General features: G+C 39.6%; 9 protein-coding genes. 7 read left to right on the forward strand and 2 right to left on the reverse strand.

Annotation, left to right across the window (positions count from 1 at the left end; translation table 11 throughout):
* The first annotated feature begins 714 nt into the window (after positions 1-714).
* Complete coding sequence (locus ACFSR6_RS00120; protein ID WP_379073547.1) at positions 715-903, forward strand: winged helix-turn-helix domain-containing protein; 189 nt, start codon at positions 715-717, stop codon at positions 901-903.
* Positions 904-1,340: 437 nt separating this feature from the next.
* Positions 1,341-1,781 carry a nuclear transport factor 2 family protein gene (locus ACFSR6_RS00125; RefSeq protein WP_379073549.1) on the forward strand — a complete coding sequence of 147 codons (441 nt, stop codon included), beginning with the start codon at positions 1,341-1,343 and terminating at the stop codon, positions 1,779-1,781.
* Positions 1,782-2,476: 695 nt separating this feature from the next.
* Here the strand turns inward: ACFSR6_RS00125 and ACFSR6_RS00130 are convergent.
* Positions 2,477-3,589, reverse strand: a complete 1,113-nt coding sequence (locus ACFSR6_RS00130; RefSeq protein ID WP_379073551.1) for a glycoside hydrolase family 5 protein — start codon at positions 3,587-3,589, stop codon at positions 2,477-2,479.
* Between the two features lie 17 nt (positions 3,590-3,606).
* Here ACFSR6_RS00130 and ACFSR6_RS00135 point away from each other — a divergent pair, with 17 nt between their 5' ends.
* Genes ACFSR6_RS00135 through ACFSR6_RS00155 form a run of 5 tightly spaced genes read left to right on the forward strand, consistent with a single transcriptional unit; the run spans position 3,607 to position 11,251 of the window.
* Complete coding sequence (locus ACFSR6_RS00135; RefSeq protein WP_379073553.1) at positions 3,607-4,956, forward strand: sensor histidine kinase; 1,350 nt, start codon at positions 3,607-3,609, stop codon at positions 4,954-4,956.
* Between the two features lie 22 nt (positions 4,957-4,978).
* The gene (locus tag ACFSR6_RS00140) at positions 4,979-6,976 is read left to right on the forward strand and encodes a cellulose biosynthesis cyclic di-GMP-binding regulatory protein BcsB (protein WP_379073555.1); all 1,998 of its coding nucleotides are present in this window, start codon (positions 4,979-4,981) and stop codon (positions 6,974-6,976) included.
* A 9-nt stretch (positions 6,977-6,985) separates the two neighbouring features.
* The gene (locus ACFSR6_RS00145) at positions 6,986-7,816 is read left to right on the forward strand and encodes a hypothetical protein (protein ID WP_379073557.1); all 831 of its coding nucleotides are present in this window, start codon (positions 6,986-6,988) and stop codon (positions 7,814-7,816) included.
* 1 nt (position 7,817) lies between these two features.
* Positions 7,818-9,683 carry a glycosyltransferase family 2 protein gene (locus ACFSR6_RS00150; protein WP_379073559.1) on the forward strand — a complete coding sequence of 622 codons (1,866 nt, stop codon included), beginning with the start codon at positions 7,818-7,820 and terminating at the stop codon, positions 9,681-9,683.
* The gene (locus tag ACFSR6_RS00155; RefSeq protein WP_379073561.1) at positions 9,680-11,251 is read left to right on the forward strand and encodes a hypothetical protein; all 1,572 of its coding nucleotides are present in this window, start codon (positions 9,680-9,682) and stop codon (positions 11,249-11,251) included. The genes ACFSR6_RS00150 and ACFSR6_RS00155 overlap by 4 nt, the downstream gene beginning before the upstream one ends.
* A gap of 65 nt (positions 11,252-11,316) precedes the next feature.
* Here the strand turns inward: ACFSR6_RS00155 and ACFSR6_RS00160 are convergent, their stop codons facing one another.
* Positions 11,317-12,345 (reverse strand): glycoside hydrolase family 43 protein, encoded by a 1,029-nt coding sequence (locus ACFSR6_RS00160; protein ID WP_379073563.1) that lies wholly within the window; start codon positions 12,343-12,345, stop codon positions 11,317-11,319.
* Positions 12,346-12,350 lie beyond the last annotated feature (5 nt).

Below are 12,350 nucleotides of genomic sequence, written 5' to 3' on the forward strand. Positions count from 1 at the left end.
AAGAATACAAATAAGCCAACAACCAAATAGACAAATGAGAACAAGTGACAGATATTTACCTAAAGTCATAAGGTTTATTTCCAGCTTTTCTCTTTAGCATTCAATTGATTTGCGATCATACTTTATACTTAAAAAATGCTCCGGTAAACTCTTAAACATCTAAATATTTACTAAAGTCTGCATCTATGAAGAACCACACCAAAATCGGAATATTGGATATCTGTTTAGCCAGCATAATTACATGCTTTCAAATTTCTTCCGCCTGCACCAGAGTGGTTCGGGAATCTGGATTTTATACCTATTTCGGTTTGGGGCAAAATTTAATTTAACACCAAAAATGAAAGCATTAATGGGTCTTGGTTTCAAAGGATACAAGATGAGTTTAAATGATCTAGATATAAATCCATATGGAGCATCGCTAAATCTTGGAGTTACTTTCTAAAATGAATCAGCATTCCTTAATGGCTGCTGTACCATTCATCTTGATTAACCTATTTTTATCTAAAGGATCCGACAATTTGAAATAGATTTATCCTTATATCAGCTTTGGCTATATAAACGGCCTCATAGTTTGTACATTGCTAATAAATTATTTCCCCTTAATCGCGCACGTAGGAACAAAAGCTTTATGGCCTTTATCGAAGTTAAAATTGGCTTCTTCAGAACTTAGTAATCTCTTCTTTTTTTAGTGAAAAACGATAGGCTACATTATGTTTGCTATTAGAACATAAAAATAGACTGTTGGATAGGAGATTTGCACTATTAAAGATCTGGGGAGATGATAGTCTGTTCCATTCGTGTACAATGGATGTTTATATTACCCGCCTCCGCAAGTACTTGAAGTATGACCCGGCAATCCAGATTCTAAATATCAGTGGCAAAGGCTATAAGCTATTAGAATAGATAAAAATTTACAGCATAAATATATTATTCATTTTGCGCTTTGGATGTTTATTTCTAATCATTTTTCAAACCAATAGAGAATAATAGCTATTATGATACTTCCCTGGTAACTAAACATAAAAATCAAGGGTATGGGCCGTTATAAGAATATAAAAAAGGTGGGTAATTGCTTTAATTTTATTTTTCAATCATTCCACGTGCAATCATCATTATGTTCCATTTGTTCTTCCATTTCACATACTATTTCTAATGATGGAGGTTTATCAGAAAATATATTCCGGATGCACATAACCATCCAAACTTGGTTCTCTTTCTTTTTACAGTACGATGTTCGTCCCAATTAGAGAATATGAGGACAAGATAATGGCATAACTCTTCTTATAACAAAACCATACTTTGCATGTCAATATATCAACGAATCATATATAAAACATACCATGTTAAAAATTAGCTTATTCACTCTTGCCTTAATCATATCTATAACCTGCAGCACACAAGCCCAGCACAGGTATACACCAAAAGACCAGGCATTAGCGAAAACCATCCTCCAACAGGACAGCCTGCTCTTTGATCCCTTCAATTGCCAGGATATCAAAACCTTAATCACTTTCTTTTCATCCCACCTGGAGTTCTACAATGATGGTGGCGGGATGACCGGTTTTCAAAAGACCATTGAAAACTTTAAAAGCCTGTTTGAACGCAATAAAACCTCCAACCTAAAAAGAGAACTAGAAAAACAAAGCTTTGAGGTCTACCCCATTCCTGGATATGGTGCCATTGCCTTAAGTAACCACCGTTTCCTACATACCGAAAATGGAAAACAAGAAATTGATGAACAGAAATTCATCGTCACTTGGCAATTGAAAAATAACCACTAGCTGACCACGAGAATCGTCAGTCTTGGCCACTAAAATGACTTAACTAATCGTTCCGATCTGGTTGCCCTTATAATAAACCACTTCCCTGCAAAGATGTTTATCCAATAAAATCTCACCATAAACATTCTGATGACTATTAAGCAGCATAAACGATATCACATAATCCTAAGGCCCGGCATCATTACTGTTTCCTGTAATTGCATTTTACCTCAAGAGGTCTAAAAATCAATACTTAAAAGTAATTATTTCACGTGACGTTAGCCCAGGATCCGAATCAATTATTGCTTGGACTTGAGAATAAATCATTCGACAACTTTCCGTTTGCCGGTGGTTGATGAGGCTCGAACCTACTCAGTAAATATTTATAAATACATCGAACTCTAAAATTTGACATCAATTTTTCGACTCATTCCTAGGAATCTTCAAATCTGCAATTCGCTTTAAATCCTCAATAAAAAAGTTCGTTAACTGCCTCGTCGGGAGCACTTCACGAGACAATCAGTTTTAACCTGATTGTCTCGTTTTTATTTTATATGGCGTTCTGATCGTTCTTAATAGCTCCCATATTTATCAATCATGCTCTCCAGTACTTCTACATCAATTTTTGGTTTTCAGTTTCTCCCGAATAAGTTTAAAAATTGTTGTCCCAGAAACCAAGTTTTCAAGAAAAAAACATTAAAACAGGCGCCTTAACATTACTTTCTGAACAGCTCTAACATACAGGGGCTCAATGTTCCCATACCTGGCTTACCCTGAAAAATGGAGAAATTTTCATCATATTCCCAGATCATCCAGGGAATAGACAGCCGATCGAGTTCGTTTTTAACAACGGTTAAATAATTGCAAATACTCTGTTCGGATGCAAATTTCCGGTATACACCATACTCACTGCATAATATAGGTACATGATGGCTATCTGACCATTTCTTGATGATCAGCAACTTGTCATGTATGGCTCCCGCCTTTCCCTCATTATGATAATTTTTATAATTTGCCTCTCCGGCCGTGCCCCTGGCAGATGAGGCCAAAGGGGGCATCTGCTGGTCAAGATAAGGAAAAGGGATGCCTGTGGTAGATGCCTGTTTCCCGACCCAATCGGCCCCTTGGTGGGTAAATAAAAAGGGTTCGTAAAAATGAAAGGTGTAGATGATATTTTTAAGCGGTAAAGGGGCTATCCTACTCAGTTCGTAAATACTGTTGTAGTTTGAAGCCCCCACAATAATTGTCCTCTCAGGCGACATCTCCCTTATACGCACGATCAACTTCTGAGCAACCGGGAGCCACTGCTGGTCACTGATCACCGGTTCGTTCAGCAGCTCAAAATAAAGGCTGTTGCTACTGATTTTCCGGTAACGTTTTTCAAGAAATGTCCAAAGCGCCAGCAATTGTTCTGTATCATACTGCAGGTGGTCTGCCCTGAGGTTTCCATAATGATTAACCAGCACCAATTTAATGTGGTATCGGATGGATTTTCTGATCACCGCATCTATATCAGAAAGCAGTTTAGTTTTCTGTACATCACTACCCTGGATATAAAACTGCTGAAAAGCAACGGGCAGTCGGATGGTTTTAAACCCCAAACGACTAATCAGGCGAAAGTCGCTATCAGTTAATTTATCACGATACAATACCTGGGGATTCCAATACTGTTCAAGCCAGGATACATTAATGCCGTGCCCCAGCTGGCCTGTCTGCAAATGGGACAAACGGTGTTTTTGTGCATGGCCGAACTGCCAAAAAACGGCTAAAAGCAATAGTATGTATATTTTTTGTTTCAATTCGTTTTTTTTGTTATGTTTAAAATTCATCCCCTGCTACTATTAATATGCCAACCAGAACAGGTACTCCCGCCGCCATTTATGTCAGTGATGCTGTATATGAAAAGCAATTAACAAAAAAATCGACATATTACGCCAATATCATTATCTGGACGGTTATATTCCTGTATCCCTTACTTGGCATACTGGATTATATTTACGCTTATCCTATTTACCAGACACTTTTTCTCACCAAAATCATCATTGTGATGCTAATATATGCCGTTTACGACATTTCGGTGAGGCTTGGAAAACCTCCATATTCCGCATTGCATACCACATGCCTCCTGGTATCGCTAAACGCCTCCATCGTCTGCAACATTGTACCATTCGATATAGCACCAATATTTTTTATGGTTTTTGCGAGTTTATCGATGCTTTTCAACCTGGCCGTTTTCTGGCATCCTGCAAACTCATTCGGTCATTTCTTCTTAACGCTCATATTTCTGGCTGTAGGCTACCACCTCTTTAATGCGGTTAGCGTGGAAACTTATATTACTCAAGGTGCCGGATTGTTTATCATCACTTTTTTTTTCTCCTGTTTTATTCCGGTAGCCAGATACAGTATTATCAGAAAAAATACTCTAAATGATCTGCGTGTGAAAAATACAACGGCCAAGCTCAATCTGCTACATGAAGAACTTGTAGATAAAAATGAGCAGGTTGAAATATCGAATTCGAGGCTAACCAACCTGGTTATGCAGCAGGATAGTTTTATGGCCTTTGTGCGGAAAGATATCCTGAGTTTTATCGGTTCGATCAATTTATCGGCCAATGCCATGAGAGATTTTACAAACGAACATCAAAACCTGCGTCATATAGAAACCATCAACGAAAATATACTCAGGCTGGAACAGCTTGCTGAACTTTTTCCTGATGATCATTCTGACCTGTCAAGTGATATTGTATTATCTCTAAAAAAAGTCGACCTTCTTGCCAGTACGCAGGCAGTAGCCAGTTGCATGGTTGACGGGTTTGGGTACCCTGACATAAACTTTAGTATTGATCCTCAAAAAAAATGGCCAATGGTTCAGCTGGATCAGCTTTATACCGATCAGATCCTGTTTAACCTTTTTGCAAACTGTTTTAAGTTCCGCCACAAAAACGACCTTATTGATTGCCGGATGAAGGAAATTAACAGCAAACTTTACCTCATCATTAACTGCATACCACCCGGTATGGAAGCAGATCGTGTGGTAAACGAATGGGAATCTGCGGTGCCTACAGCACAAAGCCTTCAGCAAGGCCTTGGTCCTGGTTTTTACGTTGCCAGGTTGCTTGCCGAAAAAATGGGAGGCGAACTCGTTTACCACAAATGCCAGGCTCATATCTGTTATGTCCTGTCTTTTAACTTATAATATTTTTCGAATTTTATCCCATATGAAACAACTACTGATCTTTTTCGCACTGTCTATTTGCTCCATGGTAGGTTTTGCCCAAAAATCGTTCGAATCTTACGGATTTCAATCCCAGCTAATAAGGGGGACTGAAGGACAGTATATTTATTATATCCGCATACTGCCCAACCAACAGCTTGATAAGAGTACCCTTATAATGGATTTTCAGGCTTCAAAGGTACTGAACACCGCAAAATCATTTATCCATGTACTGGTTAATGATCTACCTGCCCTGAGCAGTAATTTCCAAACAGATAGTACTAACAGGATTGTGGTGCCTATACGCAAAAACAGCAAGGATGTTTCTGATTTTTTAAAAATTACCGTCAAATCACAGCTCATTATTGGTAACGATGTATGCCAGGATGACAATAACGCTGGTTTATGGCTAAACATTTTGCCAAGCTCTACCGTATATTGGGCAAAAAACAAGCAATATGGCCCTTCTACCGTAAATCTTTCCAATACCCTTTTCAGTAAAAAAGCAATTGTTTACCCCAACAATATTTCGGCTTCAGAACTGCAGACGGTTGCATTAACCTATGCCAAACTGTTAAGGAGCACTACCGACCGCATCGACCTTTACCCGATTTCGCAAATGCCGCAAGACCTTGATAATTTTATTGCTATCGGGCTGGCGCATAAGCTTAAGCCTAAATTTGGTTCTAAACTTAATATCTCCCCGAAAAAAGGTCAGGGTATTCTCTATCTGAATAAAGAAACCGACACCACAAAGGCTGGATCGCTCAGGCAGATCCTGTTTGTAACCGCAGCAGACGTTGCCGGCATGAGTAAAGCTACTGATGCACTGTTAACCCCGGGAATTTTGGGAAGTACCTTTCAGGATGTATTAACAATTAACAAAGCAGGTTATAAGGAATTAGAGAAAAAAAACAGGTTGAATCTTTCAGATCTTGAAGACAATAACAATTTGATGACGGGAGTGGGAAGCTTAAACCACGATTACCGCTTTAAAACATCGGTATTCAGCACACTTCCGGCTGCACTTAACTGCCAGTTTGAGATCAGGTTTTCTGGCATTGGCCGATACGACAGGGGTTATTTTAATGTCTATTTAAATGATATCCTGCTTACAAGCAGGCAATTGAATGAATCTGGTACATTACAGGTAAGCGCGACAGCTAACCGCTACCAGATCAAAAAATTCAATGTGCTCAGAACAGAATTTGTTTTTTATCCGGTTAATGGAGTTTGTCAGGGAAATTTTAGGCATTTTATCGGACAGGTTGATGCTTCAAAATCTTATCTGGAAGTATCTGATAACCTGGAAGAAAAGCAACTCAGTTTTTACAGTTATCCTGATGTTTTTCAACAGGGAACGGCCATATTGGTGGCAAAAAACATGCTTTCTCATGCTGTAAAATCAATCTGTGAATTAGTCTACCAGTTGAACGATCACCCCAGTAATGAGATTGTATACCGCCCTGTTATAGATTTCAGTAACAACGCGGCTAAGTATAAAGGACACAACATTGTATTAATAAGTGATAGACAGGACCAGTTGCTCCATAGTTTTCAGGAGATGCCCTTACAGTATAAGACTGATTTTACCATTTATGGGGAACAACCTGGTAATGCGATATACAAACTTTCCTCACCAGAAGCTTCAGCAATTTCTCAGATATTTAAAGATCTGAATTATCCAGTGGTGCTTTCGGTTACCGCTCTGCCAAATGATGCCGCCGCGGGGCTTTTGGAAAACAGCATCCTGGATTTAAATGAACAGTTGAACCTGCTTTCCGGAAACACATTGATTAACAGCAAAAACAGTCACCTGGTGTTCAACCTTGAAAGGAACAGCAACAATATTGTTTACCAGGGCGATGGCAATGGTCGCTGGCAAACGTTTTGGCTCAAATATAAATTGATTCTGCTTGCAGGCGTGCTGTTCCTGATTTTCTTGGCCTACCTGTATGTCCGTTCAAAAGTAAGTAAATCACAAAAGATTGTAACCCAATAACATATCACCATGAATACCAAAGCTATAAAATTTATTTTCGCAATAATTATCCCATTTTTTATGGTACAGCATGCTATAGCGAGTGGTTTTCCGATGCGAAAGGGCAAAGCACTACTTGCTCCTTATTTAAGTTATTTCGTGGCCAAACAGTACCGCGACCTTAACGGGCAGAAATACAGTTATGCCAATGGGGGAAAATACAGTTCTTTTACTTCTCAGCTTTACCTGGAATACGGCATTACCGACCATCTCGACCTGGTAGCAAAACTTCCGTTAACTTCTGCCCAGTTTAAAGATAATACACAGCGAAACAGCAATACTGCACTTTCCGATGTAGAAATAGGGTTAAAATACAACCTCTTGGAATTTAACCAGAAAAAGTATTTTCTTTCAGCGCAAGCACTCGCGGCCATTCCGCTGTATGGCAAAAATGGCAATCCAAGCACGGGTTATGGCCAGTTTGGTTCCGAACTTAAACTACTTTTTAGCGGGAGCACTCCGGCAGCTTATTTTAATGTAGAGGCCGGTTACAGGCAATATTTCGGCAATACCTTCGGTAACGTAGGCCAGCTGAGCTACATTGCTACGTCAGGCTTGCATCTGGGTAAGAACAATCAGCTTATGGGTGAGATAAACGGGATCAGTTCTTTACGATCTAACCAGTTTAATCCCGAAAATCCTGCTTCGAATACCGAATTTACCTTTATAAAAGCCAATATCAGCTTCGGGCAGCGCATTACTGGCGAAAACTGGATATTTGCAGGCCTTTTCCACGATATATTCAACAGGAACTCAGGCATTGGCCAGGGGGTTACAGTTACCGGGATTATACGCTTTTAACATGAGCAAAAAACAACAGCGTTATATTATAGGAATACTGTCTGAACATGGGTATATAACGCAGGATGATGTCGTGCGGATTGCTTCATTTGGAGAAACCAGTGGATTATCGCTGGTAAAGATCCTTCTTAATTTTGGGTACATCAGCCGGAAAGACTACCAAAAATGCCTGTTGGAAGAGGGCTATGATTTTAAAGATGTTCGGTTGGAAGAAACGGACCTGGAGGTAATGATGCGGATGGACCTGAAAACGGTTGACCGCGACCTGATCCTGCCTTTGCGAATAGAAGACCATTACCTGGTTGTTGCCGTTGCTGATCCTACTGCAACGGCTGATCTTCTTTTGATCGAAGAAAAATATGGTTACCCCGTAAAAGTACTGCTTGCTTCCGATCTGGATATCCTTTGGCTCGGACATAAGCTATTGGGCGAAAAGTATGTTAAAAAAGCGGTATTCGAATTGCTCAACAGGGATCCGGAAAGCTCGGCACTTGTTACCTTTACCAAAACTCAGCTTATTATTATCTTTTTGGTTATTGCACTGGTTACAGCTTCGCTCTTTCTCAGCTTTATCAATACCACCATCATCATCAACATACTAATGAGCAGCTTTTTTTTAGTAGCCATTGCTTTTAAGCTCTTTCTCGCCCTTACCGGCTCAAAGCTCGAGCTTTTCCAGGCAGTGAGCAAAAAAGAGCTGAAAAAGGTAAAAAAAGAAGACCTGCCTGTTTTTACCATCCAGTTACCCGTTTACAGGGAAGATAAGCTGATCAAAAAACTGATCTGGAACCTGCAGTCGTTGGATTACCCCAGAGAAAAACTTGATATTAAGCTCCTGATAGAAGAAGATGACGACAAAACATTAAATGCGGTAAGAGATCTTGATTTTCCGGCTATTTTCGAAGTGGTTGTTGTTCCCTTTCACATGCCAAAAACAAAGCCTAAAGCCTGTAACTATGGCCTGTATTTTTCGCGTGGGGAATACCTTACGATATATGATGCAGAAGATGTACCAGACCAGGACCAGCTCAGAAAAGTGGTGACCATGTTCAGGAAGCTACCCGAAAACTATATCTGCATACAGTGTGCACTGAATTATTTTAACAGGAATGAAAACTTTCTTACACGGATGTTTACCCTCGAATATTCGTATTGGTTTGATTACATGCTGCCTGGCCTAAGCACCCTTGATATTCCTGTTCCGTTAGGTGGTACCAGCAACCACTTTAAGTTCGACAGCCTGATGGAACTTGGTGGTTGGGACCCTTTTAACGTTACTGAAGATGCCGACCTTGGCATAAGGGCTTTTGCAAAAGGTTACAAGATTGCACTGGTAAACTCTACAACTTATGAGGAAGCCAACAACGAACCTTTCAACTGGATCAGGCAGCGTTCCAGGTGGATAAAAGGTTACATGCAAACCTATCTGGTACATATGCGCAACCCGTCAAAACTGATAGAAAAAATAGGCTGGAAGGGCTTTTTAGGCTTTAATTTTTTTATCGGCGCAACGCCTGTTACTTTCCTTGTCTACCCATTACTGCTCCTGCTTTTTATCTGCTACCTGGTATTCGATCTTGAAGATATCCGTACCATATTTCCTGATTGGGTACTTTACATTTCGATATTCAACCTGGCCATTGGTAACATACTCATTATCTATGTTAATATGATCGCTGTTTTTAAACGAAGATATTATGAACTCATTCTGTTTTCCATTCTCAATCCATTTTACTGGTTAATGCACTCCATTGCTGCTTATAAAGGCCTTTGGCAGCTGATTACCAAACCTTTTTATTGGGAAAAAACAGATCATGGCCTAAGTAAGGTGCAGATGAGCAGGGATACAAAACCGGAGAGTATATGAGCGCAAAACCAAATAAATCCATATGCCTGATATCGTTCTTATTGTTCGGATATTATCTTTATATCGCTTACCTGCTTTATTCGGGAGGGGTGCACAGTAAAGAAGCACTTTTTTTTACCGAAAAATCTGCTCTCCTGCACGAGGGCGATGTGGATGGGATCAAGCTTGTCGGGCTTACTTTTCCACAGTTGCCTTTCATTTTATCTTGGATTTTCTCTTTTCTGGGCATGGGATTTTCTCCGGTTCTTGCCTCCGCATTAGGTACTTCTGTGCTTTTCTTCATTGTTACAACTTCGATCAGGGCACACCAGTACCGGAATTGGTTGTTTTTGGGCATCCTTATTACCTTTATGTTCCATCCAGCATTCATTTTTTTCGCTGTATCGGGAAAAAGTTCGTACATGGTGCTCATCTTCTTCTATCTTTTTGTAATGAGCATTTTCAGGTATTTCCGTACCAATACCTCTTACCATATTTCTGTGGCCAGTATCTATTTCACACTGCTTATTTTCTCTTCGTTCAAATTTTCGTGGCTGATGCTGTTCATCCTTCCCATTATTTTTTTTGTAGCTCTTCAATCCATGATAGTGGCAAACAACGACCCAATGGACAAGATCGCTATCGCACTCAATACCAATTCAATAAGACGTAAACTGGTTAATAAAACCCTGGCCGTATACCTCATTATATTTGCTCTTCCAATAACCGCGATATTGATATTCAGAATGCTGAACCAGACCTACACAGGAGATGCCGATTATTATTTAAACAGTCCTTATGCAAATTATAGCGCAATTATAGATCAGACAGATAACCTCAATAATTTAGCGGATAGCAAACTTGGGCGCATATTTCCTGAAGTACATTTTTTATTAACCGTAAGGATACTACTGTTTGCACCCCTGTTACTGTTCTGCCTGGGTATTTTCAAGAGCATCAACCGCAATATCTTTGTGGTTTTTTCCCTTTTCTTCTTCATGGAATTCTTAAAGATAAAATATCCCAGTGTTTATATTCCCATTCATTTTTACACTGCTTTTATATGCCTTTGCTGGGCGCTTATAGCAAACGCAAAAAGTACCAGAACACTTAGGTTCAGTAAACATTTTTATCTCTCGATTATCATTTTACAGCTTGTTACCGCATACCTTACCATGAATTCAAGCCATGTGCCGGAAGAAAAAAAATACCTGGGTGCACTGGTATCCATAATAAAGCAAAAGCCGCTTGAAAGAGACGATGATGAAATACTATCGAGTTACATTAAAAGGATCAGCTCTAATGACGGCATACTAGCAGATGATGCCAATGCCTATCAGATCATTGCATTGACAGGATCTGCCAAAATTTTTCTGACCCCGGGAGAAAATAGCTTTTTGGCCGCACTTGCTCAACCCGTAAACCACGTATCCTACCTCTTGGCGACCAAAAAAGAAAGCGAATACGGCCCCTTTGGCTTACTGAACACCAATACGGTACAAACATTACGTGTAAAGGGAATTTCGCTAAATCCGGTCTGCTCCAATAAAAACTGGATATTATGGCGTATCAAAAACGAGAAAAAATAACAACTCGGCAATGGTCATTTGATAAGCAATATCTCTATGTTACAGGTTTGAAAATAACTTCTCAATTACCGCTTGTATATATTATGGATTTCTATTTTATCGTTACTGATGCGAATCGGAAGCCATAAATAACTTGATTTCTCCAGGTCTGTTTTATTCCACCTATCGGCCATAAAAATAAATGTGCCAGGTTTGTTCGCTACAGGCAGCACAAAAGCACCCTGCGAGAAAAAAGACACTTCGGCATTTGGTCCTTTACATGGATTTTCATGTACTGTCCATGGGCCCATTATATGATCAGCCACTGCATAAGAAGCCGCATTAGGTGACCAGCCGGTACAACCCGAAGTAATTAAAAAGTATTTGCCTTTATTTTTAAAAATAGCGGGGCTTTCTCTTCCTTTGTCTTCCAATATCCGCGTATAAGTTTTTGTTGGCTTCAAATAATCATCACTTAGCAAACAAACATGCATGGTGTTGTTATTTTCAGACGAATAAATAAGATAAGCCTTCCCATCATCATCTTTAAACAAAGTCATATCCCTTAACATTTGATGGTTAGGTGCAACACTGCCCAGGTATTTATAAGGACCGAAAGGATTATCACTTACCGCCACTCCTCCCCTTGAATAACTATAATCATTCTTATCAATGTGCATCCACATCACAAATTTCTTAGTGCGTTCGTTATAAATCACCTTGGGTCTTTCAATAACCCTGCCTGTATCGAGGTCGTAATCAGGATTGTTTGTGGTTGGCTTTAAAACCACTCCCCTGTTTTTCCAATGTTTAAGATCTGTAGAAGAATAACATGAAACACCTCCGGCCGGAACCCGGAAATCTTCCCATTGCTGATCCGGAACAAGCCATGTTTTTCCTTTCTTCACTTCACCAAAAAGATAATAAACCCCTTTATGATATAACACACCTGCGCCATGGGCATTAACCGGCTTTCCATCAGTATCGATTAATGTATTATTGCCCTTAAACAGGGTATCAATCGATGAATGTACCTCATTCGAAAAAGATAAGTTATAACAGCTTATCAACAATACGATAAGCAGCATTTTAATCCGGTCATTTAAAATGTTCATAACCG

It is taken from the genome of Pedobacter vanadiisoli (genome assembly GCF_042684385.1).
GTDB classification, from domain to species: Bacteria; Bacteroidota; Bacteroidia; order Sphingobacteriales; family Sphingobacteriaceae; genus Pedobacter; species Pedobacter vanadiisoli.

Coding starts and splice junctions, on each gene's coding strand:
- ACFSR6_RS00125 (WP_379073549.1), top strand. CDS start 1,341: ATGTTAAAAATTAGCTTATTCACTCTTGCCTTAATCATATCTATAACC.
- ACFSR6_RS00130 (WP_379073551.1), bottom strand. CDS start 3,589: ATGAATTTTAAACATAACAAAAAAAACGAATTGAAACAAAAAATATAC.
- ACFSR6_RS00145 (WP_379073557.1), top strand. CDS start 6,986: ATGAATACCAAAGCTATAAAATTTATTTTCGCAATAATTATCCCATTT.
- ACFSR6_RS00140 (WP_379073555.1), top strand. CDS start 4,979: ATGAAACAACTACTGATCTTTTTCGCACTGTCTATTTGCTCCATGGTA.
- ACFSR6_RS00150 (WP_379073559.1), top strand. CDS start 7,818: ATGAGCAAAAAACAACAGCGTTATATTATAGGAATACTGTCTGAACAT.
- ACFSR6_RS00155 (WP_379073561.1), top strand. CDS start 9,680: ATGAGCGCAAAACCAAATAAATCCATATGCCTGATATCGTTCTTATTG.
- ACFSR6_RS00135 (WP_379073553.1), top strand. CDS start 3,607: ATGCCAACCAGAACAGGTACTCCCGCCGCCATTTATGTCAGTGATGCT.
- ACFSR6_RS00160 (WP_379073563.1), bottom strand. CDS start 12,345: ATGAACATTTTAAATGACCGGATTAAAATGCTGCTTATCGTATTGTTG.